At 34.5% G+C, this 25,324-nt stretch carries 28 protein-coding genes; 15 read left to right on the top strand and 13 right to left on the bottom strand.

Annotation, left to right across the window (positions count from 1 at the left end; genetic code table 11):
* The first annotated feature begins 22 nt into the window (after positions 1 to 22).
* From atpG to RQM59_RS02955, 8 genes are all read left to right on the top strand, one after another.
* Complete coding sequence (gene atpG, locus RQM59_RS02990; protein ID WP_349240574.1) at positions 23 to 883, top strand: ATP synthase F1 subunit gamma; 861 nt, start codon at positions 23 to 25, stop codon at positions 881 to 883.
* Between the two features lie 104 nt (positions 884 to 987).
* Positions 988 to 1,449: a hypothetical protein gene (locus RQM59_RS02985; RefSeq protein ID WP_349240573.1), complete on the top strand. Its 462-nt coding sequence runs from the start codon at positions 988 to 990 to the stop codon at positions 1,447 to 1,449.
* Between the two features lie 104 nt (positions 1,450 to 1,553).
* A complete protein-coding gene (locus RQM59_RS02980) occupies positions 1,554 to 2,477 on the top strand; it encodes a hypothetical protein (protein ID WP_349240572.1) in 924 nt (307 codons plus the stop codon).
* Positions 2,478 to 2,605: 128 nt separating this feature from the next.
* Positions 2,606 to 3,475: an aldo/keto reductase gene (locus RQM59_RS02975; protein WP_349240571.1), complete on the top strand. Its 870-nt coding sequence runs from the start codon at positions 2,606 to 2,608 to the stop codon at positions 3,473 to 3,475.
* Positions 3,476 to 3,477: 2 nt separating this feature from the next.
* Positions 3,478 to 4,617, top strand: coding sequence for an ATP-binding protein (locus RQM59_RS02970; protein WP_349240570.1), 1,140 nt, complete (start codon positions 3,478 to 3,480; stop codon positions 4,615 to 4,617).
* A 66-nt stretch (positions 4,618 to 4,683) separates the two neighbouring features.
* Positions 4,684 to 5,232 (top strand): RNA polymerase sigma factor, encoded by a 549-nt coding sequence (locus RQM59_RS02965; protein WP_349240569.1) that lies wholly within the window; start codon positions 4,684 to 4,686, stop codon positions 5,230 to 5,232.
* Positions 5,216 to 5,737: a hypothetical protein gene (locus RQM59_RS02960; protein ID WP_349240568.1), complete on the top strand. Its 522-nt coding sequence runs from the start codon at positions 5,216 to 5,218 to the stop codon at positions 5,735 to 5,737. Before RQM59_RS02965 ends, RQM59_RS02960 begins: the two co-directional genes overlap by 17 nt.
* Positions 5,718 to 6,875: a hypothetical protein gene (locus tag RQM59_RS02955; protein WP_349240567.1), complete on the top strand. Its 1,158-nt coding sequence runs from the start codon at positions 5,718 to 5,720 to the stop codon at positions 6,873 to 6,875. The genes RQM59_RS02960 and RQM59_RS02955 overlap by 20 nt, the downstream gene beginning before the upstream one ends.
* A gap of 101 nt (positions 6,876 to 6,976) precedes the next feature.
* Here the strand turns inward: RQM59_RS02955 and RQM59_RS02950 are convergent, their stop codons facing one another.
* The 5 genes from RQM59_RS02950 to amaB all read right to left on the bottom strand — a co-directional run bounded on the left by RQM59_RS02950 (position 6,977) and on the right by amaB (position 12,594).
* Positions 6,977 to 8,245: an MFS transporter gene (locus tag RQM59_RS02950; RefSeq protein WP_349240566.1), complete on the bottom strand. Its 1,269-nt coding sequence runs from the start codon at positions 8,243 to 8,245 to the stop codon at positions 6,977 to 6,979.
* 115 nt (positions 8,246 to 8,360) lie between these two features.
* Positions 8,361 to 9,191, bottom strand: coding sequence for an ABC transporter six-transmembrane domain-containing protein (locus RQM59_RS02945; RefSeq protein ID WP_349240565.1), 831 nt, complete (start codon positions 9,189 to 9,191; stop codon positions 8,361 to 8,363).
* 5 nt (positions 9,192 to 9,196) lie between these two features.
* A complete protein-coding gene (locus tag RQM59_RS02940; protein ID WP_349240564.1) occupies positions 9,197 to 10,048 on the bottom strand; it encodes a sterol desaturase family protein in 852 nt (283 codons plus the stop codon).
* 64 nt (positions 10,049 to 10,112) lie between these two features.
* Positions 10,113 to 10,982 carry an AraC family transcriptional regulator gene (locus RQM59_RS02935; protein ID WP_349240563.1) on the bottom strand — a complete coding sequence of 290 codons (870 nt, stop codon included), beginning with the start codon at positions 10,980 to 10,982 and terminating at the stop codon, positions 10,113 to 10,115.
* A 70-nt stretch (positions 10,983 to 11,052) separates the two neighbouring features.
* On the bottom strand, positions 11,053 to 12,594 hold the full coding sequence (amaB, locus tag RQM59_RS02930) for an L-piperidine-6-carboxylate dehydrogenase (RefSeq protein ID WP_349240562.1): 1,542 nt from the start codon (positions 12,592 to 12,594) through the stop codon (positions 11,053 to 11,055).
* A gap of 83 nt (positions 12,595 to 12,677) precedes the next feature.
* Between amaB and RQM59_RS02925 the strand changes: the two genes are divergently transcribed.
* Positions 12,678 to 13,715: an isoaspartyl peptidase/L-asparaginase family protein gene (locus RQM59_RS02925; protein WP_349240561.1), complete on the top strand. Its 1,038-nt coding sequence runs from the start codon at positions 12,678 to 12,680 to the stop codon at positions 13,713 to 13,715.
* Here the strand turns inward: RQM59_RS02925 and RQM59_RS02920 are convergent.
* From RQM59_RS02920 to RQM59_RS02905, 4 genes are all read right to left on the bottom strand, one after another.
* Complete coding sequence (locus RQM59_RS02920) at positions 13,712 to 14,104, bottom strand: hypothetical protein (RefSeq protein WP_349240560.1); 393 nt, start codon at positions 14,102 to 14,104, stop codon at positions 13,712 to 13,714. The two genes, RQM59_RS02925 and RQM59_RS02920, sit on opposite strands and share 4 nt — an antisense overlap.
* Before the next feature lie 70 nt (positions 14,105 to 14,174).
* On the bottom strand, positions 14,175 to 15,533 hold the full coding sequence (locus tag RQM59_RS02915; protein ID WP_349240559.1) for a hypothetical protein: 1,359 nt from the start codon (positions 15,531 to 15,533) through the stop codon (positions 14,175 to 14,177).
* 2 nt (positions 15,534 to 15,535) lie between these two features.
* The gene (locus RQM59_RS02910) at positions 15,536 to 16,072 is read right to left on the bottom strand and encodes an RNA polymerase sigma factor (RefSeq protein ID WP_432208129.1); all 537 of its coding nucleotides are present in this window, start codon (positions 16,070 to 16,072) and stop codon (positions 15,536 to 15,538) included.
* Positions 16,073 to 16,115: 43 nt separating this feature from the next.
* A complete protein-coding gene (locus RQM59_RS02905; protein ID WP_349240558.1) occupies positions 16,116 to 16,547 on the bottom strand; it encodes a hypothetical protein in 432 nt (143 codons plus the stop codon).
* 363 nt (positions 16,548 to 16,910) lie between these two features.
* On the opposite strand from RQM59_RS02905, the gene RQM59_RS02900 reads away from it, so the two are divergent.
* Genes RQM59_RS02900 through RQM59_RS02890 form a run of 3 tightly spaced genes read left to right on the top strand, consistent with a single transcriptional unit; the run spans position 16,911 to position 18,837 of the window.
* The gene (locus tag RQM59_RS02900) at positions 16,911 to 17,885 is read left to right on the top strand and encodes a LuxE/PaaK family acyltransferase (RefSeq protein WP_349240557.1); all 975 of its coding nucleotides are present in this window, start codon (positions 16,911 to 16,913) and stop codon (positions 17,883 to 17,885) included.
* Between the two features lie 53 nt (positions 17,886 to 17,938).
* Entirely contained in the window at positions 17,939 to 18,397 is a 459-nt protein-coding gene (locus tag RQM59_RS02895) for a YHS domain-containing (seleno)protein (RefSeq protein WP_349240556.1), read from the top strand.
* Positions 18,397 to 18,837 carry a YHS domain-containing (seleno)protein gene (locus tag RQM59_RS02890; RefSeq protein WP_349240555.1) on the top strand — a complete coding sequence of 147 codons (441 nt, stop codon included), beginning with the start codon at positions 18,397 to 18,399 and terminating at the stop codon, positions 18,835 to 18,837. Before RQM59_RS02895 ends, RQM59_RS02890 begins: the two co-directional genes overlap by 1 nt.
* A gap of 86 nt (positions 18,838 to 18,923) precedes the next feature.
* Here RQM59_RS02890 and tyrS read toward each other — a convergent pair whose 3' ends face one another.
* The gene (tyrS, locus tag RQM59_RS02885) at positions 18,924 to 20,216 is read right to left on the bottom strand and encodes a tyrosine--tRNA ligase (protein ID WP_349240554.1); all 1,293 of its coding nucleotides are present in this window, start codon (positions 20,214 to 20,216) and stop codon (positions 18,924 to 18,926) included.
* Positions 20,217 to 20,278: 62 nt separating this feature from the next.
* Between tyrS and RQM59_RS02880 the strand changes: the two genes are divergently transcribed.
* On the top strand, positions 20,279 to 21,277 hold the full coding sequence (locus RQM59_RS02880) for an SDR family oxidoreductase (RefSeq protein ID WP_349240553.1): 999 nt from the start codon (positions 20,279 to 20,281) through the stop codon (positions 21,275 to 21,277).
* On the opposite strand, the gene RQM59_RS02875 is transcribed toward RQM59_RS02880, so the two are convergent.
* The 3 genes from RQM59_RS02875 to RQM59_RS02865 form a co-directional block, all read right to left on the bottom strand.
* A complete protein-coding gene (locus RQM59_RS02875; RefSeq protein WP_349240552.1) occupies positions 21,258 to 21,653 on the bottom strand; it encodes a DUF4296 domain-containing protein in 396 nt (131 codons plus the stop codon). The genes RQM59_RS02880 and RQM59_RS02875 overlap by 20 nt on opposite strands.
* Before the next feature lie 86 nt (positions 21,654 to 21,739).
* Positions 21,740 to 23,077, bottom strand: coding sequence for a dihydroorotase (locus RQM59_RS02870; RefSeq protein WP_349240551.1), 1,338 nt, complete (start codon positions 23,075 to 23,077; stop codon positions 21,740 to 21,742).
* Positions 23,074 to 23,790 (bottom strand): polyprenol monophosphomannose synthase, encoded by a 717-nt coding sequence (locus tag RQM59_RS02865; protein ID WP_349240550.1) that lies wholly within the window; start codon positions 23,788 to 23,790, stop codon positions 23,074 to 23,076. Before RQM59_RS02865 ends, RQM59_RS02870 begins: the two co-directional genes overlap by 4 nt.
* 83 nt (positions 23,791 to 23,873) lie before the next feature.
* On the opposite strand from RQM59_RS02865, the gene RQM59_RS02860 reads away from it, so the two are divergent.
* Positions 23,874 to 24,518: a DUF4271 domain-containing protein gene (locus RQM59_RS02860; RefSeq protein WP_349240549.1), complete on the top strand. Its 645-nt coding sequence runs from the start codon at positions 23,874 to 23,876 to the stop codon at positions 24,516 to 24,518.
* Between the two features lie 15 nt (positions 24,519 to 24,533).
* Complete coding sequence (locus RQM59_RS02855; protein WP_349240788.1) at positions 24,534 to 25,280, top strand: uroporphyrinogen-III synthase; 747 nt, start codon at positions 24,534 to 24,536, stop codon at positions 25,278 to 25,280.
* Positions 25,281 to 25,324: the final 44 nt, after the last annotated feature.

Genomic DNA, 25,324 nt, shown 5'->3' with positions numbered 1-25,324 from the left:
TCAATACTAAATACTGAAAAGTATGGCAAACTTAAAAGAAATACGTAACAGAATTACCTCTATTGGTTCAACCATGCAGATTACTAGTGCCATGAAAATGGTATCTGCTGCTAAGTTGAAAAAAGCCCAAGATGCAATTACGGCTATGCGCCCGTATTCATCTAAGCTAACAGAGTTGTTACAAAACTTAAGCGCTACATTAGATGCGGATGCTGGAGGAGTGTACTCTACTCAGAGAGAAGTTTCTAAAGTTTTAATAGTTGTCGTAACATCAAATAGAGGATTATGTGGAGGATTTAATTCATCTATTATTAAAGAAACGATAAAGAATATCGAAGAAAACTATACTGAGGCTTCAGTAGACCTTTTAACCATTGGTAAAAAAGGAAACGATATTCTAGCTAAATCATACAATGTTATTGCTAATAACAATGCTGTGTACGATGATCTTACTTTTGATAACGCTGCAGGAATTGCGGAAAATCTTATGGATATGTACGTAGATGGTACGTATGACAGGATCGAATTGATCTATAATAGATTTAAGAATGCAGCAACACAAATTCCTCAAGTAGAACAATTTTTACCTATCAAACCTATAGAAGGCGGTGTCAGCATAAATTCTGATTACATTTTTGAACCTTCTAAAGAGGAGATCGTATTAGAATTGATTCCAAAGTCATTGAAAACACAATTGTATAAAGGAATTAGAGATAGCTTTGCTGCAGAACACGGAGCACGTATGACTGCAATGCATAAAGCAACTGACAACGCAACAGAACTTAGAGATGAGTTGTTGTTAACATATAATAAAGCGCGTCAGGCTGCAATTACGAATGAGATCCTTGAGATTGTTGGTGGTGCAGAGGCATTGAATAATTAGATTATACGTATATAATACTGTATTGAAGAGTGTATCAATTTTGATACGCTCTTTTTTTTTGTAATTTGGCATAACTCTTGAAAATGAATAACAAAACAAAAATTATGAAAGTAGGAATCTATATTTTAATGACCATAGGATTGATGTCATGCAAATCGCTAAAATTTGAAAAAACACCACCTTTTCAGGTGACGGGAGCAACCTATAACAACTGGGTAGGAGGTCAGGAAGGTGTTAGCGGAATGAAGGTCATTATCGCATACACATCTTCGGAAAATGTTACATTCGAAAAAATATTGTTCTATAATAAAGAAGCAAACGTAGAAACACAAGAAAAAGAAGGAAAGAAGTACTTAGTGGGTTTCTTTGATACATCAACAAGAAAGGATCGAGATGTAATTATGGATATTGATCCTAAAGAAGAAATGAAGAATAAAATACCTGAAAAGAAGCCTTTGTTTGAGCTGAAAGAAAACGAAGCTGTAATCATTTATGTGGACGGAGAAACAAAAAAGTATGTGAAAGTAGAAAATATAAAACAAACAAAGACAGATTTTTATCCATAATCTAAGTGTCTGATAAACAAATAGATGTCGCTCATTTTATGAAGCGGCATTTTTTTTGGCACGCAATTTGGAAACGCTATAATATAACCATAAAACTATAGCGTATGAAAGCCATAAAATTACTTTTAATATTAGTCATATCTGGAAGCATGCTTAGCTCATGCTCTGTTATCATAGATGATATTTATGACGATTCTATTTCATTAGAAGAACTGTTAAATAGCTACGATTTGTGGTACGTGGATTATCACAGAACGAACGGGACAGGAGATGTTCCTTTTGTCTCTAAAGCGTTTACCTTGTCTTTCTTAAATGGAAATATGTATGCAAACAATAATATAGCCGATATAGGTAGAACAGGAAATGGATTGGGAATTATTGTAGGAAGCTATGACACGTATAGCGGCTTTTTAGAAACCTATCATGATATAGATGGAAGACATGTTTTTGATGTAAGCCAAATTTCTGGAAATGAAATTAGAATTCATGACAGTTTCCACAATGTTACTTATTATTTAGTGGGGTATCAAAGAAACAACTTTGACTATGACATGTTGTTCTATGAAAACATAGAATATTTCTTACAAGAATATGTGGCATGGGAAAGAATATCAATTAGTGCCACAGGAACTCCAGGAGCATTTGATGATGAAAATTATTTACAATTCACTCCAGAGAATAATACCACTTTTTATTCGTCTCACGATCCATTTGGCACAAATATTGATACTATATTATGGGATTTTGTCGGGTCTTATCAAGTATACGATGTACAAGGATATCAAGACCTAAAAATTTTAACACTTAATTATGACAGCGGGGATACTGAAGAGTTTGAATTAAGCGTTATAAATGACCAAAGAGTTCGTTTGTTTAACGTAGCCACTGAAACAACGTATGATTTTGCAGGAAGAGGGTTTATCCAATTTCTAAAAGGAGAAACAAAAGCTTCAGATCTTGTAAGGAATAGTGGAAGAAAACGAACTAAAGTGAAAAGAGAAATAAAGATTAGAAAATATTTAAAATAAAGTTTGGTTAGTTGATTTTTGGTTGGTTATTCTCAATAACCAATTGAAAGGGAAACCGCTCTCCTAGAGAGCGGTTTTTTCATTTTGTCATAACACAAAATAAACAAGAATAAAGTATCTTTAACGAAATGAAAAATAACTACTCTAAAATCATTGCTGGCTGCATGTCATGGGGAGCTTGGGGGAAGCAATTTTCTAAGCAAGAAATGACCCAACAGATTATTACAACGCTAGAAGCTGGAATCACCACTTTTGATCATGCTGATATCTATGGGGATTATACGACAGAAGGAGAATTTGGTAAAGCTTTTGTCGAAAGCGGCGTCCAGAGAGAAAATATTCAATTGATTTCTAAGTGCGGAATTCAATACGTTGGAAAAAGCAGAGATAACGAAATCAAACACTATAACTACTCTAAAGACTATATTATTTGGAGTGCTGAAAGGTCGTTGAAAGAATTGCATACTGATTATTTAGACGTTTTATTATTGCATAGACCAAGTCCATTAATGAATCCATATGAAATTTCATCAGCGGTTCAACAACTTAAAGAGCAGGGCAAAATCTTGAGTTTTGGAGTTTCAAACTTCACGCCTTCTCAAGTTAACCTGATTTCTGACGATGAATCTGTTTCAGTCAATCAAATCGAATTTTCGTTGAGTCAACATACTGCCATGCATAATGGTTCGCTAGATCAAATGCTCCAAAAAGAAATTACGCCAATGTGTTGGAGTCCTTTAGGTACTATTTTCAAAGAGCAGTCTGATGCAAATTTCAGAATTCTCGAGTTGCTAGAGGTGTTATCAGAAAAGTATGAGGCTACAGAAGATCAATTATTATTAAGTTGGATCTTACGACACCCGGCAACTATTCATCCCGTTATTGGCACCACAAATTCAGAAAGGATTCAAAATGCGGTAAGAGCAACAAAAATAGAGTTAGAGCTAGAGGATTGGTTTTCCTTATTAGTTGCTTGTCAAGGACATAAAGTGCCATAAAAATGATTAATAAACGTCTTTTAATTAAAAACTTACTCAGTCATAACGACGAGAATAGCTTTTATGATAAAAAGCAAAAATTATCATTGGGAAGTAAAGATGGAAAAGCAAAGTTTTTAAAGCACATTTGCGCGTTATCAAATTCAAATCCCTATAACAATTCTTATATTATCATTGGTATCGAAGATGAGGAAAATAAAATAATGGGTGTTGATTTTTATGATGATAGCAAAATTCAAAACCTGGTAAACGCATACCTGAATAATCCGCCTAAGATCGAATATGAGAATGTACCGTTCCCAAGACTCCCAAGACATAAAGTAATTGGACTGGTAACGATTCATCCGAATGATAAAGTAACGTCTTTGCAAAAAAACGCATGGAAGTATAGAAGGGGTAGTGTATTTTATCGAAGAGGCAGTAATTCTATGCCGGCATCACAGAATTTTGAACTTCGGAATACGAACAAACCTATTGTAGATGCGATCGAAAAAAATGCTAAGAATAACATTCAGCTGACCCTAGATGGGGTTTTTGATTTTTTTAATAACCACAAAACAGAATACAAACCACAATACAAGGTTTTTAAAGAACAGTTTGTACTCTGTTGGGCAGGTGAAGAAAAAAAAATCAATGAAGAGATTTTTTTATCAAGAGTAGATATCGAGCTCATTAACGAACAGGTACGACTTTTCTTTTCTTCGATGGATGATGTACAGATTAACCATAACGATCAGTCATTTATTATCACTGAATATATTTTACTAGGAATAGACAAAAAGGAAACCAGATATCCATTAGAAAAAACCATTATCAATTTTAAGGATAACGGCAAACACGACATCATTACCGAATTTTTGTTTAAGCCTCCTAAGTTTAACGATACGATGATTCAACATATATATGAAAATAGTAACCGTATTGTTGCAAAGATGGAAACCAAAGAGCCTTTGTCTGTTTTAGACCACGAAGATGTACTTAGGCTACCCACGAATTATTTGCTGTGCTATTTGCATGGGTTTTTAGATGCTCCAGAACAACTTAAAGCAGCAAAAGAATACATCAAAAACCTAGAAGATAAAACAACCTATGTAAAGTATAAAGAAGCCATACGAGTGCTGCGCAAGGTGAAATATCAATAAAATTTACTTCAATTTGAAACCCTACTATGTTTTCCTCGTTTTTAATAGTAGAACCAACCAAAATAAATGTCGAAGGAAACTATTCTATTAATAGAGCAATGTAAAAAGGGAAATCAAAAAGCCCAATTACAGATATACAATCTCTATTGTGAAGCCATGTTTTTTATAGCATGTAGATATCTTAAGAATGAAGAAGAAGCAAAAGATGCTATGCAAGAAGGGTTTTTAAAAGCCTTTTTAAAGATTGACACTACAGCTAAAGAAACCCATTTCGGAGCCTGGTTAAAGAGAATCATCATCAATCAATGTATTGATATATTAAAGAAAAAGAAGCTGGAAACGACACCTTTAGACGACCTCTCTGTAGAGCTTATAGATGAAAATGATTGGGATTTTGATGCAGATATTACAAGAGAAGAAGTGATAGCAGCTATAGAGCAGCTACCTATAAGATACGGATTAGTACTTAATCTATACTTAATGGAAGGGTATAATCATTCAGAAATATCTGAGATTATGCAAATTCCGATTAAAACATCCAGAACGCATTTAAGAAGGGGAAAATTGCAATTACAGGAACTTTTAAAAGAGAAAAGACATGAAGCAAGATATTAGAAACCTATTTAAAATGAATGAGTTTCCTAAAAAGAAACTACCAACATCTCATGAAGAAGAATTCTTAAAGAAGTTGAAAAAAGGCAAAAATAAAAGATTGAAGAAGCGCAAAATGCTTCCTTTTTTAAGAGTTGCAGCGTTCGTTGTATTGTTATTTTCTGTAGGTATTTACTTTCAAAAAGAGAAAGGTCAAAAAACGGCATTAGAAATCCAAGTTGAAGAGATAGAGAAAGCGTATTTAAAAGATATTGATAGAGAATGGAAAGCTTTTATAAAGATTACTGATGATCAAAACCTGATAAAAAAGTATAAAGAAAAACTACAAGAATTAGACGATCGCTATACCGAGATTTCTGAGCAATACAGTAAAGACTCTAATGACATTTCAGTCTTAGAAAGCTTGATCGAAAACCTTCAAAGAAGATTACAATTACTGAAAGATATTAAAGAACACATTATCGAATTAAACCAAAAAAATAAAAGCAATGAAACAATTTATTTATAGTATTCTATTTGTATTTTCAATACACGGAGCATTTTCTCAAACACAAGAATTAGTTTTAAAAGATAATTTTGAAACCGATGAAAACACAATGCTTAACATAGATATTGACAATGTAACCATCGAATTCCAAGAATCACCTAACTCAAAGATTTATTTAGATTATAGGATTGTTTTTAAAAAAGACGCTGAGGATGTGATCTATAAAGTTTTTAAAGATATTGACGCGAAGGTCTCTAAAGATAAAAATATGGTGAAGCTAGAAGTAAAAAACTCTGCCTTTCTTAGAGAGCTCTACTCCCTTGATATAAACCCTACTATGATTGATTTAGACAGATTTAAGAAGTTAATGAAAGACTATATGAAAATGCGTAAAGAAAACCAGTTCATATATAAATCTAAAGAGGCTCTTTTAAGCGAAATAGAATTTAGTTTGGGCTCCGACCTTAATGATTATTTTAAAAGACTTAAAAAGAAATACCCAAATAAAAACTTTGGTAAAAGTGGCCGAAAATTTAAGCAGAAGTTTATCATTAAGGTACCAAAGAATTTAAAAATTAAAATTAAAGCACTTCATTCTATAATAACTTTTCACTACGATATTGATAGACCCATTGAAGTAAGCTCTTTTCTAACATACTTAAAGTTTAAAAAGATAAACAACGCTGAAAATAAGTTTAATCTGACAAACGGACTTTTCCAAAGTAAAGAAATTATTGGAGGTATATATAATCTAAAAGACCTTCGTAAAACAGCAATAGGATCCATTTCTAATGCAAAAATAGGTGCCGAAACATCTAAAATACAAATTGGTGAAATAGGTGAAAATGTAGAGTTTAATGATTTTAACAGTAACATCTATTTTTATAATTTCAGTAATCAATTTAATCAGTTTAAATATACTGGAGATTATTCTAAACTATTTTTTTATAATGTGAAAGCAAGTAATTATTCTATGAATGTGTATGGTCATAATACAACGCTGAACATGAATAACAAAAAAACTACTTTCGGTGTTTCTAAAGAAAAAAAGAGAACAAAGATTCTTGATAAAAAAGCAAAAAACAATAATTCTTCGGGGAATATAGAGCTTGAAGTAAAAAATGGGATTTTAAACATACTCCCTATTAAGAAAGGGTAAACTGCAATTAAAAGATCTACTAAGAATTAACAGAAAGACCGAGTTTAAACTCGGTCTTTCTGTTTTTATAAAAAGAAAATACAGTTACATATCTTCGATGATTAATCTAACTTTTTCCCTTTCGTTTCTTTTACTGTCAATGCAATAATAAATGCCAATATTGAAACGGCCATCAAATACCAGGCAATAGCTTCTGAATTATCTGTCACCGAGATCAACCAAACAGAAACCATTGGAGCGGTACCCCCAAATATGGCATACGGAATGTTATAACTAATACTCGTTGCGCTTGCTCGAATACGAGAAGGAAATAGCTCAGTCATGAATGATGGTATGGTACTCATAAAAATGGAAAGGATAACCGCAAAAATAGATTGCCCAACCAAAATATAGGTAAAGTCATGATGATCCATAAGCCATACCAAAGGATAGGCACATACGGCCATTAAAAATGAACCAGTCAATAACATGGGTTTTCTACCTATTTTATCTGAGAGCATAGCAAATAAAGGGACAGCTAACAATAAAACAAAAAGACTAATGGTATTGATATCAAGAGCGGTAGACTTCGTTTCATGTACTTGAGTTACCAACCAAGTTGTCATGTACACGAAGATCAAATAAAAGCAAACTGCCCCCATAATATTCAGACCAATAGATTGAAACATAGGTTTACTATGTGCTTTAAAGAGCTCTTTAAGCGGAGCCTTACTTTTTTCTTCCGTTACAGGAGTTTCATGCAATCCTCTACGAATGACAAATCCTATAAGTCCGATACTGATTCCGATTAGGAAAGGTAATCTCCATCCCCAACTTTCCAACTGAGACTCCGTTAGAAAACCAGTTATAAGGGCACCCATACCAGAACCCAATAGAATTCCTAGTGTAGCACCGATCATACTAAATGAGCTAAAGAAACCTCTTTTGTGTGCGGGAGCATGCTCTACCAAAAATACGATAGAACCTGTATACTCTCCACCAACAGAAAGTCCCTGAAGCATCCTCATAATCACCATAAGAATAGCCGCGGCGTACCCTATTGTTTCATGTGTTGGCAACAAACCAATAATAAATGTTGGAATGGCCATTAACATAACGGATAAAAAAAGCATTCTTTTACGTCCAACAAGATCTCCAATTCTTCCAAAGAAGATAGCACCTACAGGTCGCATTAAGAATCCAGCAGCAAAAGCTCCGAATGCTGCGATTAAAGAAACTGTCGGGTCATCCGAAGGGAAGAACTGCTCTCCAATGATTGCGGCAAAAAAGCCATAAACGGCAAAATCGTACCATTCTAAAATATTTCCGATCAATCCTGCAGCAAGAACTCTTCTCACATGTTTTTTCTCTAAGTGTGGTTGATGACTCATTTCTAGTAGATTAGGGTTAGTATATCAACAAATTTAATAGAAATGAATTGAAAGCAAACAAAAGAGAGGATACAAAAGGTTACTTTTTGCAATGAGAACCATTTTCAGCGTAGAACTAAATAGTTTCAATTCTGGTTTTTATTTCTCGTAAACGCAACCAGCTTTGGTAAAAAAAAGGGAGGTTGATCACACTTTCCATGTACTGGAAAACATACATGACCAGTGAAAGCAAGAGACCATATTTTAGAATTCCACTATGGATGGAAATAACAATAGAGGCAACGAGAAATATGGACAATGCGATCCAAGAAATGGAGAAATTAAGGGCCTCCAAATCAGATAACTTTATATTCCACTTCATCATTTCTTTTAAATGATGGCTCAAAAGCTTTTTATCGTTAGTAGCTATAATAATCACCTGTTTTTCGAATTCGTCATTTGATGATTTATTAAAAGCGATTGTTTTTTTACTACTTAACCAATAAACAAGGAAAATAAGCAGAGAAACCATAACACTACTATAAAAAACGGCCATATTGAGTGTTGCCATAATAACAATAACTCCGATGAACCCTATTACGGTATTGATCAATTCAGGTAAAGAATTCTCCAGAAACTCTACTAATTCACCAATCATACTTAACCGAGCGGCTCTAACAGAAGAAGGTTTATCCTGTATTTTTACATCAGCTTTTAAACCAATATTTTGGTACACCTTAGCATAAAATCTAGAGTCGAATACACGCCTTATGACACCCACGACTAGTGCAGATATACTGAGACCACCTAAATATAAAGCGCCAGTATAACTTCCATTAATAGCATTGTCTATAGCATATCCTATAAATAATGGAAAAAGGATATTTATTCCCGACTCTAAAAGTAGCAGTAAAAAGGTAAAAACGAATCGAGGTCGATATTGTTTTAGAATAGCTCTTATGTTCATGATTCTCATTTATTGGGTTGCCAGCCCGGATGCTTTACGAGATAGTTCCATGCTTCTTTGAAGCTTTTGGATTTTCTTAGATCACGAAAGATATTCGCATATTCTATGAAATGTACTTTTACCGGATTGATGGTATTGATCTGTTTTGTCAATCCATATGTAGGTCTGTGTAACTCCTCTTGATAGGTACCGAACATACGATCCCAGATAGATAATACTGCGCCATAATTTTTGTCCAAATAAATATCATCCGAACCATGATGCACTCTATGTTGAGAAGGTGTCATAAAAACCTTCTCGTACCAGCCTAGTTTGCCAATAATCTCTGTGTGTAGCCAAAATTGATACGTAAGCATAAAAAGAACGGCTAAAAGCACTACATAAGGATGAAACCCAATGAGAATAGCTGGAAGATAGAATACCCAGGTAATAAAAGAATCAATAAAAGAAACCCTGAGCGCAGTTGTATAGTTGTAAATAGGAGAACTATGATGGATGCTGTGATAACTCCATAATGCACGAACCTGATGTTCAATTCTATGCTCCCAATAGTACAAAAGATCGATTAAAAGAATACAAAGAATGGTGGTCCATATATTAATAGGAACCTGCCAGGGAATATATTTTGACAAGAAATAGAAAGCTGCCGTAAAACCAATAACACTAAATTTCTCGGTGATCTGAGCAACAATAAAAACAGAAAAACTTGCCCACATTTCGCCTAGCCTCCATTTGTTGATCTTCTTCTTATATAGTTCGTAAATAAATTCAACAATAGCTAACCCAATACTAAAAACAATAATTATAAATAGGGCGATCCCAATATTGTCTTCCATTTTTTGAATTAATTCTTCCATACGCTTTTAGTTTTAGCAAATCTAAAACTCAAGAAAAGGATTGATGTGTCCGTTTTGGACATTCTTATGCTACAGGAATATAGATTTCTGTGATCAATTCATCTTCAGGAAGATTCTCTTCATAATTTGGATAAAACTCAAGTGTAGGAAGATCCACTAATTCTAAATTAACATCTAACATCCAAAAAGCATAAATCCTTTTGTAAAAGTCAATGCTACTTTTATCAGAACCTTTATAGGTAAACTTCACATATTTCTGCCGTTTATGAGTCTTTTTCCTGAAAAGACCTTCTGGAGCAAAAGACAGAGGTTGTTCTAGCACTAAACTCAAATGGTAACGAAAACTCAGAGTATCACTAATGTCGGCATCATCCACAATCTCGGTCATAAAAATGGAACTTTCAGAAAGCAACCCCTTTTTTGTGATGTAGCGAACCAACTCATCCCACGAGCTATGTATCCTTTCAAGATCATCGAAATTACCACGATATTCAAGAAATAAATATTCAAAACTTGGTAAATATTCTATTTCGAACTTGAGTTGTTCTCTTGCAACCCCTTCATTAGGAAGTAATGATTGCTGTGTGTTTTTAAGTATAACTTCGGTGTGCGCTCTAAAGTAAGAGGGAGAGGTTTTATATTTGCTTTTAAAAGCTTTGCTAAAAGCGGCTCTATCTTCAAACCCAACCTCGTATGCAATTTCTGAAACACCCATATCTGAATATGCTAAGTACTGCGCTGCTTTTTCTAACCGAAGCCGTTTGATATATTTCCCAATAGTCTCGTTATGAAGCGCCTCAAAGATTCGATTAATATTGCGATATGAATAAAAGGAAACATCTTCGATCTTACCAATATTGATGTCTTCTTTAAAATGATCATCAATAAAGGAAAGTAACTTCTTATAACGTTCTAATTGGGTTGTGTTACTCATAATCACAATAATAAAAAATAAAACCCACTTCATTTGAAGTGGGTTTTAAAATTATTTAATTGTCTACAATTTACAGATCAAATTTAATTCCTTGTGCTAAAGGAAGATCTGTTGTATAGTTGATCGTATTTGTTTGACGTCTCATGTATACTTTCCAAGCATCAGATCCGGACTCACGTCCACCACCCGTTTCTTTTTCTCCACCAAAAGCTCCGCCGATCTCGGCTCCAGATGTTCCAATGTTCACATTAGCGATACCACAATCTGAACCTGCAACAGATAAAAAAGCCTCCGCTTCTCGTAAGTTATTCGTCATAATTGCAGAAGACAGCCCTTGAGCAACTCCATTCTGAATGTCTAAAGCATTCATTACATCACCTGAATATTTTAATAAATATAACACAGGGGCAAAGGTTTCGTGTTGTACAATTTCAAATGAATTATTTGCTTCTGCAATTGCAGGTTTTACGTAACAACCACTTTCATAACCTTCTCCAGAAAGAACGCCTCCTTCAACCACGATGTTTCCGCCCTCAGCTACTACTTTTTCTAGTGCAGCATTATACATAGCTACAGCATCTGTGTCAATTAAAGGTCCAACATGATTGTTTTCATCTAAAGGGTTTCCGATGCGTAATTGTTCATATGCTTTTACAATAGCATCTTTTACCTGATCGTAAATAGAATCGTGAATGATCAATCTACGTGTAGAAGTACAACGTTGTCCTGCTGTTCCAACAGCACCAAATACAGCACCTATAACTGTCATTTTAATATCAGCATCTGGAGTAACAATAATTGCATTGTTTCCTCCTAATTCTAATAATGAATTTCCTAAGCGAGCGGCTACTTCTTGAGCAACAATTTTACCCATTCTGGTAGAACCTGTAGCAGAAACTAAAGGAACACGAGTATCTTTGGTCATCATTTCTCCAACAGTATAGTCGCCATTGATTAGATTACAAATACCCTCTGGAAGATTGTTCTCTGCGAATACTTCAGCAGCAATATTTTGACAAGCAACTCCACACATTGGGGTTTTTTCCGAAGGCTTCCAAACACATACATCACCACAGATCCATGCTAAAGCAGTATTCCATGCCCAAACAGCTACTGGGAAATTGAAAGCAGAAATGATTCCAACAACTCCTAATGGGTGATATTGCTCGTACATTCTATGTCCTGGTCTTTCCGAGTGCATAGTTAAACCATGTAATTGACGAGATAACCCAACTGCAAAATCACAGATATCGATCATTTCCTGTACTTCACCTAAACCTTCTTGGTATGATTTTCCCATTTCATAAGAAACTAATTTTCCAAGTGCTTCTTTCTTCTCTCTCAATTTTTCTCCAAACTGACGTACAATCTCACCACGCACTGGCGCAGGCTTTACTCTCCACTCTTTGAAAGCAGCTTTAGCTGTTTCCATTACTTTTTCGTAATCTTCCTGAGTAGTTGTTTTTACTTTTCCTATTAATTTACCATCTACTGGAGAGTAGCTTTCAATAAGAGGTCCATTAGAAAAGTGATGAGAACCTGTAGAGGTTCCTTCGTTTATATCTTTCAGCCCTAATTCTGCTAGCGCTTCCTGAATTCCAAAATTATCCATTTTGTGATTTTTTGATTTGATTTGTACGTCAAAAGTACAAATAAAGTTTCGTAAATTTATGCAGATTTAAAAGCAACTTTCTCATGAAAAAATTTAGTATTATCCTAGCGGTCATGATTGCTTGTTTAGGGTGCAAAGAAGAAAAAAAATCGGCAAAAAAGATCAAGGTAAATGAGTTTGCCATTATAGTTCATGGGGGAGCAGGAACCATTTTGAAAAAGAATATGACACCAGAGAAGGAAGCTGCATATAAAGCAAAACTTTCAGAGGCTATCCGTGTAGGGTATGATATCTTGAAAAATGGAGGAACGAGTATGGACGCTGTTGAGAAAACGATACATATATTAGAAGATTCTCCTTTATTTAATGCTGGTAAAGGAGCGGTTTTTACGCATGAAGGAGTAAATGAACTGGACGCTTCTATTATGGATGGATCTAATTTAAACGCTGGAGCAGTTGCGGGTGTAAAAGATGTAAAACATCCGATTTCTGCTGCGCGTTTAGTTATGACAAACTCTGATCATGTATTACTTTCTAGAGAAGGAGCTTCTCAATTTGCAAAAGAGCAAGGATTAGAAATAGTAGATCCTTCCTATTTCTATACAGAAAGAAGATATCGATCTCTTCAAAGAGCGTTAGATAGAGAATCAAAAAAGAAAGCAACCAAAGAAACGGCTTTTTATGATGAAGACATTAATAATAGTAAATTCGGAACGGTAGGCTGTGTGGCTTTAGATAAAAACGGAAATATTGTTGCAGGAACCTCTACAGGAGGAATGACCAATAAACGATGGAGTAGAATAGGAGACTCTCCAATTATTGGTGCTGGGACCTACGCAAATAATGCAACGTGCGGAGTATCGTCTACAGGATGGGGCGAGTATTTTATCAGAGCCATGGTGGCCCATGATGTTTCTGCATTAATGGAATACAAAGGAATGTCATTACAGGAAGCAACACACGAAGTAATTCAAAATAAACTAACAAAACTAGGAGGCACAGGAGGTATTATAGCATTAGACAAAAGTGGAAATATGCAGTTCGAGTTTAATACCGCCGGAATGTACAGGGCATCAATGAATGATAAGGGGGAGTTGACTGTTAAAATCTATAAAGACTAATTAACAGGAACTACGACTTCTTCAAAAATGTCTTCTCCATTACTATCTTTTCCTTTCCAGAACTTAAAAGTATAGTCTTCTGTTTGTAAGACCTGTACCGGAAAAGTGTACTCTTCTTCTACAGTTACTTGAGAGCATGTTGTACTGAGGTCTTCCAAAGCTCTAATAGCTACAATTCTGGAAGTGCCCTCATATTCGTAATATAAGTTGTAAAAACGATAACATGGATTTGGCAAGGTGTATTTTACGGTAATGAAATCTACATCTCCAGCATTTAAGCTAGCAGGAGTGACCGCTTCATCAATAGTTAAAATGTGAAGTTGAAACTCATCTTCAGAAGAACAAGCCATTAAAAAGAATAACGAGAAAATAAAAATAACTTTTTTCATGATCTTCTATTTATAGTATAAAAATACATCAAAAATTGTTCCAGTTATAGCTGAATAACAATGATTTAGTTTAAAATTGATATTTAACTCCCGTATACAAACCAAGAAAATAAGGGCTAAATCCATTACTGTTTTGCGTAAATGTTACTAAATGTACTTTCAACATTGGGTTAACATTTAAAGACCAATTTTTATAGACAACATAATCGAGGTCGAAACCAAAGTTTACACTCACGTTTATCGGGTTTAGATTATTAGCCTCACCTAAATAAGAGTTGTATTCCTCAGACCTTACCAGAATCTCGTTATCATTTAAAAGGAGAGTACTAATACCAGAAATAAGTCCAACAGAAAAACGATCTGAAGGCCTTAGAGAATAGGTGAGTTCTATTGGAAATTCAACATAGCCATAACGCTGTAAAATAATAGCATTATCTGTTAGAAGATTAGCTGAGCTTACCAAGGAAGTAATAGCCATTGTATTTTCTAAAGATCCTATATAAACATCATTGTTTAAACCTGAAGTAAGCGTATTGCTAGAACGAATACTAGCCAGGCCATTTGAAGAAATTCCAGACGCAACTCCAATGTCCTGGGTAGAAAAACTTAGTTGTTGTAGATGTATTCCAGAACGAATTCCCCAATTTTTAGAAATAGGGAAATGCACGTTAACACCAAAAGAAGCATTTTCATTACCTCCAACAGGGTTGTTATTCAGGCTGTTATCAATAGAAGAACCATTGGAAAACGAATTGGTTTTTAGATATCCATAAGAAGGAGAAATCCCCCATCTTTTTTTCAAAACATCCTTTTCCTCAAACAAAGAATCATTTTTCTTAACGGCATCAAATAAACTAATACCCTTAGTTTCTTCATACATCATGTTAGGGATAGTAGTAAGCAGATCACCCTTAAATCGAATAGGGTCAAACTCTGCTATTGAATTAGGAGATAAGTTAGACAATTTGGTGTATGTAGGTAAATTACGTTCCGAATGTTTCACATACGTAACAGTTGTGTTTTTGTCTTCAGGGTTTTCTGTGTTGTTGTTTTTTGCAACGATTGTATTCTCTTTTGTTAATACTTCTGGTAATATTTTTGATGCAGGTACATTTTTGATGACCTGGGTTGGTGTACTATTTTTCTTCGTTTGTGGTGTTTCTTTAGAAGGGTTAATAGGAGCTGTTGTAATGATAGGCTCTGTTTGTATTGGGTCTGTGCCCTCTTTTTCATTTGGTAAGAACGGAAATAAAAGCAAACCGATTAGTACAGCTGCTACACCTCCATACCACCACATAGGAAGGACTCTTCGCTTCTTCTTTTTTGTCAAACGCTCTTCTATTTGTAGCCAAACTTCTGGTCTTGGCTCCTGCTCAAAATCGTTAAGTTTTTTTTGAAAAAACTGATCTATGTTTTTTTGATCTGCCATGTTTATGCTCCTTGTTGCTTTTTTTGATACTCAATAATTTTATCCTTTAAAATCGACCTTGCTCTTGAAAGGTTTGATTTAGAGGTGCCTTCAGAGATATCTAACATCTCTGCAATTTCTTTATGCGAAAAGTGATCTAACACATATAAGTTAAACACTAATCGATATTGGTTGGGTAATTGCTGAATCAATGCTAACAAAAAATCTGCGTCAAGCTTTTCTTGTATGTCAACATACGTTTCATCCGGAATTTCAGCATCCCTAACTACTTCTAGTTTTGTCTTTTGTCGATACTTTTGTAACGCAACATTTATAGTTATACGCTTTAACCATCCTTCAAAAGAACCTTTTCCTTTATATTGATCAATCTTATTAAAAATAAGAATGAAACTATCTTGCAAAACATCTTCAGCATCGGCATAATTTTTAGCATATTTCAGACATAGAGCGAAAAGTTTTTTAGAATACATCTGATAAACTTTCGCTTGGGCAGAAATATCTTTCTGACAACATTGTTCTATGAGCTCGGTTAGCTGAATTTTTAAAATAGTTTATCTAAATATAAATGTTTCTTATCATCGTTTAATTAATTACAATGGGGTAATTTAGCCCTTCCAACTTCAACATAAAAGGTTCATTTTCTGGTCTCATATTCCCAATATTGAAAGTGAAACTTTTTTCAATAACAGCCAAACAGGCTTCATTCGTAACCAAAGATAACTTTGAAGATCTTTGATTGGGCGTGGTCTCAACAATTTGCTCCGAAAAGTAAAGCGTACCGCGCCACCGATCTCCGCTACACCCACTTGCACTAATCGTAATCGTAATACAATTACCTGCAGCCACTACATCTTTGATCGTATAATTTGTAGAAACTGTGGAGACATATCTCGATTCATCTTCTATCGCGTAGTCCCCACAAAATCCTACTCCTGATATGCCTTTCTCACTACATGAGCTCAGAATAACAAATAAACAGCTCATAGCCAACGTGTATTGTTTCAATTTTCCCATAGTAAATTCTAGTTGTATCTGCATCTGAAAAATCAGGATATATGTTTTTGCTCTTACAATTTAGCTAAATTTTGCAAAATGACGCGCCCTAAGCAGTTCCTACTGCTTTGAGCGCATCTGCACAATCAACACAGTCGTTAACCAAAATAACTGTGTCCAACTTTATGCTTGTCTATATAATTTGTTTTTCCCACAGTCGAAACAGCAAGTTCAAAGGGCGCCTTTTTATCCTTAAATGAACCATTTGCTTCAAAAAACCGCATAAGCGCAAAAAACAAGAGCTTTATCATTTTATTATCTTTATTAGGTAGATGCGTAAGTATTAAAAAGGTTGCGTTAAATAACCCTATTTTTGTCCTGTTTATGCAAAACGAGATATTCAATATACATTCAGAGGAGGACTTTAAAGATCGAGCACTCACTATTTTTAAACATCAGTTTGAAAAAAATCGTGTGTACCGCGCTTTTTGCGATCTTTTATATGTGCACCCTTCTGATGTTAAAGAGGTAACCCAAATCCCTTTTTTACCTATCCAATTTTTCAAATCACATCAGATAGTTTCCTCTCAGGCTGAAATTCAAGAAACATTTACAAGCTCAGGAACTACAGGGAATTTTACTAGTAAACATGTAGTGACCGATCTGTCCTGGTATACTAAAAGCTACTTGAAAAGCTTTGAAAGGTTTTATGGAGATATAAAAGAGTATGTAGTTTTGGCATTATTACCTAATTATTTAGAACGAGAGGGATCTTCATTGGTGTACATGGTAGACGATTTGATCAAAAGATCTGAAAACGAAAAAAGTGGTTTTTTTCTTCATAATTTGACGAATTTGAGTAAAAATCTATTAGAATTAGATAAAAATGGACAAAAAACATTACTTATTGGTGTTTCCTTCGCGTTACTTGATTTGATAGAAAAAGAACAATTCAGCTTACAAAACACCATCATTATGGAAACCGGAGGTATGAAAGGAAGAAGAAAAGAAATGACACGTTTTGAGCTGCATGAACTATTACAAAAAGGATTTGGAGTTTCTGAAATACATTCGGAATATGGAATGACCGAACTATTAAGTCAGGCATATTCCAAAGGAAATGGAGTTTTTGAATGCCCTCCATGGATGAAAGTACTCACAAGAGATACTGAAGACGCCTTAACTATTCAAGACTATAATAGAACAGGGGGCGTTAATATTATAGATCTTGCAAACTACAATTCGTGTTCGTTTATAGCTACGCAAGATCTTGGAAAAGTGCACGAGAATGGACAGTTTGAGATCATTGGTCGTTTTGATCATTCCGACATTCGAGGGTGTAATTTAATGGTTGTGTAAAGTTTTATGTAATCAAATTCGTTTTTCATCGACTACTCCCAAAACTAACAACGATGAAACGATTTTTAACCATTGCTTTTTTAGCAATATCTGCAACATTATTTTCACAGGAAATAGACTACAACACTAAGAAAGGTTATGTAGCTGAGGGATACGATGTAGTATCTTATTTCGTTGATAAAAAACCTATAAAAGGAAGTAAAAAGTTCCAAACTACACATGATGGAGTTAAGTTTAAATTCTCGTCAGAAAAGAATTTGAATCTTTTTAAAGAAGCTCCTAAAAAATACATCCCACAATATGGAGGTTATTGTGCGTATGCTGTGGCAAAAAAGAACACAAAGATGTATATAGATGCCGAGAAATATGAGATCAGAGACGGAAAATTATATCTTTTTTATAGCTCCTGGTTGTCTAGTAAATTAGAGGATTGGCAAGAAGAAGACACCAAAAAGCTACAGGCTATGGGGGATAAAAACTGGAAGACCTTAAAACATAAAAAGAAAAAATAATGAAGAAGATTTTAATGCTTCTATTATTTGTCACGAGCATAAGTTTTGGACAAAAAACACATTATAATATTCAGAAAGGGGCGGTAGCTAAAGGATATGATGTTGTATCATACTTTAATAACACAGCCAAAAAAGGAGATAAGCAGTATACGCTAAAACATGATGGTGTGACGTTTTTGTTTTCATCTCAAGAAAATTTGAATACCTTCAAAAAAGACCCTAATAAATACATTCCACAATATGGAGGATATTGTGCGTATGCTATTGGAATAAAAGGAAGCAAAGTGTCTATTAATCCAGAAACGTTTGAAATAAGGGATGGAAAATTGTATTTGTTCTATAATAGAGGGCGCACAAACACATTAGAACTATGGACAAATGAAGGCGCAGAAAAATTAAGAGATCAGGCTGACAAGAACTGGAAAAAAATCACCAAATAAGAATTTTACTACGGAAGTAAGTCGTAGGAGCTTACAAATGAGGACTGAGGGAAACTAAAAGAGCTGAAGAAATTCAGCTCTTTTTATTATTCAACTTTTAATAAAAAGTAATTCTTTTTACCTCGCTGCAATAGCACATATTTTTCCGCTATAAAATCTGATGAGGTAATGGTATAGTTTTCTTGTACCTTTTCTTTATTTACCGAAATAGAGTTTTCTTTCAATGCTCTTCTGGCGTCTCCATTTGATTTTAAGAAGCTCGTTTTTGCAGCTAGTGCGGCAATCATATCTAGACCCTCTTCGATATCTTGCTTGGTAATACTTGCTTGAGGGACCCCGTCGAAAACATCTAAGAACGTTTGTTCATCCAGTGATTTAAGATCATCAGCTGTAGATTTTCCAAACAAAATATTTGATGCCTTAATGGCATTTTCATAAGCTTCTTGCCCATGCGTCATTACGGTTACTTCTTCACCTATTTTTTTCTGCAATAAACGCATATGGGGTGCCTCTTTATGCTCAGCGATCAATGTGTCAATAGTTTCTTTATCTAAGAATGTAAAGATCTTGATATATTTTTCAGAGTCTTCATCAGAGGAATTCAACCAATACTGATAGAATTTATACGGAGACGTTCTAAATGCATCCAACCATACGTTACCACCTTCTGTTTTTCCAAACTTAGTTCCGTCTGCCTTGGTAACCAGTGGAACTGTTATAGCATATGCCTTTCCTTGTGCTTTTCTTCGAATGAGCTCTGTTCCTGTGGTGATGTTTCCCCATTGATCAGATCCACCCATTTGAAGTTTACAATTTTTTTCTTTGTATAAATGATAGAAATCGTACCCTTGAAATAATTGGTAGGTAAATTCCGTAAAGCTCATTCCTTCTTTGGATTCTGAGCCTAAACGTTTCTTTACAGAATCTTTAGCCATCATGTAGTTTACCGTAATATGCTTTCCGGTATCTCTCACAAAATCGATCAATGAAATATCTTTCATCCAATCGTAATTATTGACTAATTCGGCAGGGTTCTCTGAAGCAGTATCGAAATCCAAGAATCTGGATAATTGCTCTTTTACACCTACAATATTTTTAGCCAAGGTATCTTCGTCGAGTAAATTTCGTTCAGCAGACTTTCCAGAAGGATCTCCTACCATACCTGTAGCACCACCTACTAATGCGATAGGGGTATGTCCAGCTTTTTGAAAATGCATCAATATTAATATCTGAACCAAACTACCAATATGTAAAGAATCAGCTGTTGGATCGAACCCAATATATCCTGCCGTTTTATTTTTCAATAAATAGTCTTCGGTATCAGGCATGATATCATGTAATAATCCTCGCCAACGTAATTCTTCTACAAAGTTTGTCATTCTTTCACAAAATTTAAAAAAGCAAAGATACATTTATACCGCAAAAAAACTAAATTAGCTGTATGATTTTAGTTACGGGAGGTACAGGTTTTGTCGGCGCTCATTTATTATACCAGTTAACAATAAATGAAGAAAAGATCAGGGCTGTTTATAGAACAGAATCTAGCTTGGAAAAAGTAAGAAATGTATTTTCTTATTATACCAAATCTACCAAAGGTACTTTTGCTAAAATTGAATGGGTTCAAGCAGACATTACTTCAGTGCCAGATATGATTCCCGTTTTCGAAGGTGTAACAAGAGTATATCATTGCGCAGCATTGGTTTCCTTTGACCCAAAAGCGTATATAGATATGCGAAAGGTGAATATTCATGGAACCGCAATTATAGTCAACCTGGCCATTGATGCTAAAGTAGATAAGTTGTGTTTTGTAAGCTCTATTGCTGCGGTTGGAGACAGTTTACATGGTGAGGTGGTGACAGAAGAGAATGAATGGAATAAAAACAGCAAAAATCATGGATATGCTATTTCGAAATATGGTGCAGAAATGGAAGTTTGGAGGGCTAGTCAGGAAGGAATTGATGTGATAGTAGTAAACCCAGGGGTTATTTTAGGTCCAGGTTTTTGGGATACAGGTTCAGGAAAAATGTTCTCTCAAGTGTATAATGGCTTCAAATTTTATACAGAAGGAGTCACGGGTTTTGTAGGGGTAAAAGATGTGATAAGAGCAATGCAACAACTTATGGATGGGCCTCATAAAAATGAACGTTATATTTTGGTTTCCGAAAATAAATCCTTCAAAGAAATTTTCTTTTCTATAGCCGATGCTCTTCATGTAAAAAAACCTTCTATAAAAGTAAAACCTTGGCAGACAGCCATTTTTTGGAGGTTAGATAAGATGCGTTCATTTTTGACCAGAACAGCGCCTTTAATTACAAAACATTCGGCACGATCTGCTCATGAAGAAACAAAGTATTCTTCTGAAAAGTTAAAAAAGGACACGGCTTTTGAGTTTGAAACAATAGAAGAAGTTATCAAGGAAACTAGTTCTTTTTTCCCTTAGATTTTTCTAGGTTATCTTTTAAAGAAGAACCACCTTTTTTCTTAGTAGGGTTTTTAGGCTTCACCTTAACTTTTGATAAAGTTTTACGTATAGAATCAGCTCTTATAGAATCTCTTACTTTTTTCTGACGGCTAAATATGCTGCGCTTTTCCTCCAGATTAAGCTTTACTTCTTCAAGCAGTTTCTGATATTCATCAATTTTAGAAGTGTAGTAAAAATTACTTCTTTTCAATCGTAAGCTATCAATATTGTATTTAGCATAGACTAACGGGATATAATTAACTCCCTTTTGTAGCTTGATGTTTTTTAGGTTTCTGGAAGAACTAGCAAGATAAAGATCAGTCATTAAAGCAACCATTGTGTCTTTTGGAATCAAGTCCTTTGGCTTCTCATAGACGGTATAGCTTGTACAAGAGTACATCGAAATTAGAATAATAAATGACCAAAAACCTTTCCTCATAGCTACCTGTTAAATGTGACTCTTTTACCCTTTATGTCATTATTAAAAACACCTTGATTATATACAAGCGTTCCATTTACAAAAGTATGTGTTACAGTAGATGAAAACGTGTGTCCTTCAAAAGGAGACCATTCACACTTGTATAAGATATTCTCTTTAGAAACTTGTTGTGGCTTGTCAAGATCCACTAAAACAAGATCTGCAAAATACCCTTCTTTTATAAATCCTCTTTTTTCTATTTGAAACAATTTAGCCGGGTTATGACATGCTTTTTCCACAAGTTTTTCTATCGGGATGACACCTTCTTTTACGTTGTCTAGAAGTGCTAAAATAGCATGTTGCACTAAAGGCCCACCACTTGGGGCGCTTGTATATTTATTTGATTTTTCTTCTAAAGTATGGGGCGCGTGATCCGTTGCCAACACATCGATTCTATCATCTAATAAAGCTTTCCACAAACCAGCCCTGTCTTTTGCTGTTTTTACAGCTGGGTTCCATTTAATATGTGTTCCTTTTTTTTGATAATCTTCGTCAGAAAACCATAAATGGTGCGTGCAGACTTCTGCAGTAATTCGTTTTTCTTCTAAGGGAATATCATTTCTGAACAGCTCCGTTTCTTTTGCTGTTGAAAGGTGAAAAACATGCAAACGCGCACCAGTCTTTTTTGCTAATGCAATTGCTTTTGAAGACGAAATATAACAAGCTTCTTCACTTCTAATAACAGGGTGTAATTCAATCGGAATGTCATCCCCATAGATAGATTTGTAATGCGCAGTATTTTTTCTAATGGTTGCTTCATCTTCACAATGCACTGATATAATAAGATCTGTAGATGAAAATATTTTTTCCAAAATAGCTTCATTATCAACTAGCATATTCCCAGTTGAAGAACCTAAAAACAGTTTGATTCCTGCAACATTTTTTGGATCCGTTTTTAGCAATTCTTCTAAATTATCATTAGTACCTCCAAACATGAATGAGTAATTTGCATACGATGTTTTAGCAGCAACTTGAAATTTCTCTTCCAATAATTCTTGTGTTGTTGCTTGCGGAACGGTATTAGGCATTTCAAAGAATGTGGTAATGCCTCCAGCTACGGCGGCTTTACTTTCGGTAGCGATATTCGCTTTATGTGTTAATCCGGGCTCTCTAAAATGTACTTGATCATCAATCAACCCAGGGATCAATAATTTTTTATTTGCCTGAATAATAGTTGTGTCACTGGATGCCTCAATATTTTCTGATACTTCTTTGATAAGCTCATCTTCGATTAACACATCACCAATAAAGGTTTGGTTATCAGAAACAATCGTAGCGTTCTTTATTAAGTAAGAATTCATTTTACTCCGTTAAATCTCATTTTAATTACCCCAAACAGCGCTTCATAGACTATAGACCCACTCATTTTGGACTCACCCAAGGTTCTGTCAGTAAAGATTACAGAAACCTCTTTAATATTAAACTTATGTTTCCACGCTTTAAATTTCATTTCTATCTGAAATGCATACCCTACAAACTGTATCTTGTCTAATTCAATAGTCTCAAGTACATGTCTTTTATAACAAACAAAACCCGCAGTCGTATCATGAATCGGAACACCGGTAATAAAACGTACATATTTGGAAGCAAAGTAAGAAAGCAATACTCTTTTCATTGGCCAATTAACCACATTAACTCCTTGCGAATATCTAGACCCAACAGAGAGATCGGCTCCTTCTTCTTTACATGCTTTATAAAGTCGTATCAAATCTTTTGGATCATGAGAAAAATCAGCGTCCATTTCAATAATATAATCATATCCTTTTTCAATAGCCCAATAAAAACCATGTATATAAGCCGTCCCTAATCCGTTTTTACCTGCTCTTTTTTCAAGAAATAGAGAATTCGAAAACTCGGAAATGAGAGTTTCTACAATTTCAGAAGTTCCATCGGGAGAATTATCGTCAACAACTAGGACATGAAATGCTTTTTTTTGACTAAAAACAGCCCTTATAATAGCTTCAATATTCTCTTTTTCATTGTAGGTGGGTATGATTACTAAAGCGTCTGACATGTAGAAAAATATGAAAACAGTATGGCAAATATACACTATTTAATTACTAATTTTGTGTTAATCTTGATTCTTAAAAACACGATATGCAAGCAGTAGAAAGGGCAGTTACTTCAAAAGATTGGGTTACCATAATCGTACTGGTATGCTTTTTCCTATTGGTATTGTTGACGTTTGTTAATCAGGATAGACTTAGAAGGCATTTAATGCTGAATAGAAGCAAGAGTTTTATGGAGAATGAGTTGGTAGAAAACAATGCTTTTTTCTCCGTGTTTTCGTTACTTTTTTTAGTGTTTAGCACGTTGTCATTTTCATTACTGATACTCACAACGATTAACTTTTATCTAATACCAGATGCATTTAGTTTTCTAAACTTTTCGATTATATCTACTTCATTAATAGCATTCCAAGTGCTACAAAACCTTTTACAAACAGGAATACGTTCTTTGTTTTCTATAAACACGAAAGTAGTGGAGGTGTTACTCATAAGTCAACGAAGCTATGTGTATTCGTTCTCCATTTTTGTTTTTCTGCTAAATATACTGTTCTATTACAGTGATCTGAATATAAAATACGGCATATATGGGGCTATTCTTATGCTTGGAGTTGGGCTCCTATATTTTCTAAACACAAACAAAAAGCTGATTATTAGTAAGTTGTTTTATTTTATTTTGTACCTTTGCGCGTTCAAATTAGCGCCGTTATTAGTTTTGTTTAAATTGATTTTATAAAACAAGAGAATGAGTATGAAAGTGAAAACAATATTGGTGTCGCAACCAGCACCAAAGACAGAGACATCACCTTACCATGATTTGTCTGAAAAACAAAAAGTAAAAATTGACTTTAGATCTTTTATTCACGTAGAAGGAGTTACTTCTAAAGATGTAAGGACTCAGAAAATTGATTTATCCGAGTTTACTGCAATTATTTTAACCAGTAGAAATGCCGTAGACCATTTCTTTAGAATTGCTGAAGAAATGCGTTTTAAAGTTCCAGATTCGATGAAATATTTTTGTCAGTCTGAAGCGGTGGCTTTTTATCTACAAAAATATGTAGTATACAGAAAGCGTAAGATTTATGTGGGTAATAGAACATTTGCTGAACTAGGAAAATTGATCAAGAAGCATAAAGATGAAAAATTCTTATTGCCATCTTCTGATAAATTAAAACCAGAGATACCTACATCTTTAGAGAATCTAGAAGTAAACTGGAAAAGAGCAATCTTATACAAGACTGTTGTAAGCGATCTATCAGACCTAGAGAATGTATTCTATGACGTGTTAGTATTTTTCAGCCCATCAGGAATTGATTCTTTGTTTAAGAATTTTCCTGATTTCAAACAAAATAATACAAGAATTGCTGTTTTTGGTAATTCTACAGTTAAAGCCGCAACGGCGGCAGGTTTGAAATGTAATATTACAGCACCAGCGCCAGAAACACCGTCAATGACGATGGCCTTAGAGAAGTATATTAAAGAAGTGAATAAAAAGTAGCTCCTTAAAAATAATATTATAAGAACCGAGCTTTGGCTCGGTTT

It is taken from the genome of Asprobacillus argus (genome assembly GCF_032248395.1).
In the GTDB taxonomy this organism is placed as follows: Bacteria; Bacteroidota; Bacteroidia; order Flavobacteriales; family Flavobacteriaceae; genus Polaribacter; species Polaribacter argus.
The sequence above is the reverse complement of the archived record's forward strand: the minus strand, read 5'-3'. Positions and strand labels throughout refer to the sequence as shown.

Bases quoted from the DNA above. Each gene is read 5' to 3' on its own strand.
- RQM59_RS02960 (WP_349240568.1), top strand. From the start codon at position 5,216: ATGAAGCAAGATATTAGAAACCTATTTAAAATGAATGAGTTTCCTAAA.
- RQM59_RS02865 (WP_349240550.1), bottom strand. From the start codon at position 23,790: ATGTCAGACGCTTTAGTAATCATACCCACCTACAATGAAAAAGAGAAT.
- RQM59_RS02935 (WP_349240563.1), bottom strand. From the start codon at position 10,982: ATGAGTAACACAACCCAATTAGAACGTTATAAGAAGTTACTTTCCTTT.
- tyrS (WP_349240554.1), bottom strand. From the start codon at position 20,216: ATGACAAACTTTGTAGAAGAATTACGTTGGCGAGGATTATTACATGAT.
- RQM59_RS02965 (WP_349240569.1), top strand. From the start codon at position 4,684: ATGTCGAAGGAAACTATTCTATTAATAGAGCAATGTAAAAAGGGAAAT.
- RQM59_RS02920 (WP_349240560.1), bottom strand. From the start codon at position 14,104: ATGAAAAAAGTTATTTTTATTTTCTCGTTATTCTTTTTAATGGCTTGT.
- RQM59_RS02945 (WP_349240565.1), bottom strand. From the start codon at position 9,191: ATGAACATAAGAGCTATTCTAAAACAATATCGACCTCGATTCGTTTTT.
- RQM59_RS02980 (WP_349240572.1), top strand. From the start codon at position 1,554: ATGAAAGCCATAAAATTACTTTTAATATTAGTCATATCTGGAAGCATG.
- RQM59_RS02900 (WP_349240557.1), top strand. From the start codon at position 16,911: ATGCAAAACGAGATATTCAATATACATTCAGAGGAGGACTTTAAAGAT.
- RQM59_RS02870 (WP_349240551.1), bottom strand. From the start codon at position 23,077: ATGAATTCTTACTTAATAAAGAACGCTACGATTGTTTCTGATAACCAA.
- RQM59_RS02940 (WP_349240564.1), bottom strand. From the start codon at position 10,048: ATGGAAGAATTAATTCAAAAAATGGAAGACAATATTGGGATCGCCCTA.
- RQM59_RS02955 (WP_349240567.1), top strand. From the start codon at position 5,718: ATGAAACAATTTATTTATAGTATTCTATTTGTATTTTCAATACACGGA.
- RQM59_RS02895 (WP_349240556.1), top strand. From the start codon at position 17,939: ATGAAACGATTTTTAACCATTGCTTTTTTAGCAATATCTGCAACATTA.
- RQM59_RS02905 (WP_349240558.1), bottom strand. From the start codon at position 16,547: ATGGGAAAATTGAAACAATACACGTTGGCTATGAGCTGTTTATTTGTT.
- RQM59_RS02985 (WP_349240573.1), top strand. From the start codon at position 988: ATGAAAGTAGGAATCTATATTTTAATGACCATAGGATTGATGTCATGC.
- RQM59_RS02970 (WP_349240570.1), top strand. From the start codon at position 3,478: ATGATTAATAAACGTCTTTTAATTAAAAACTTACTCAGTCATAACGAC.
- RQM59_RS02855 (WP_349240788.1), top strand. From the start codon at position 24,534: ATGAAAGTGAAAACAATATTGGTGTCGCAACCAGCACCAAAGACAGAG.
- atpG (WP_349240574.1), top strand. From the start codon at position 23: ATGGCAAACTTAAAAGAAATACGTAACAGAATTACCTCTATTGGTTCA.
- RQM59_RS02880 (WP_349240553.1), top strand. From the start codon at position 20,279: ATGATTTTAGTTACGGGAGGTACAGGTTTTGTCGGCGCTCATTTATTA.
- RQM59_RS02915 (WP_349240559.1), bottom strand. From the start codon at position 15,533: ATGGCAGATCAAAAAAACATAGATCAGTTTTTTCAAAAAAAACTTAAC.
- RQM59_RS02950 (WP_349240566.1), bottom strand. From the start codon at position 8,245: ATGAGTCATCAACCACACTTAGAGAAAAAACATGTGAGAAGAGTTCTT.
- amaB (WP_349240562.1), bottom strand. From the start codon at position 12,594: ATGGATAATTTTGGAATTCAGGAAGCGCTAGCAGAATTAGGGCTGAAA.
- RQM59_RS02925 (WP_349240561.1), top strand. From the start codon at position 12,678: ATGAAAAAATTTAGTATTATCCTAGCGGTCATGATTGCTTGTTTAGGG.
- RQM59_RS02860 (WP_349240549.1), top strand. From the start codon at position 23,874: ATGCAAGCAGTAGAAAGGGCAGTTACTTCAAAAGATTGGGTTACCATA.
- RQM59_RS02975 (WP_349240571.1), top strand. From the start codon at position 2,606: ATGAAAAATAACTACTCTAAAATCATTGCTGGCTGCATGTCATGGGGA.
- RQM59_RS02890 (WP_349240555.1), top strand. From the start codon at position 18,397: ATGAAGAAGATTTTAATGCTTCTATTATTTGTCACGAGCATAAGTTTT.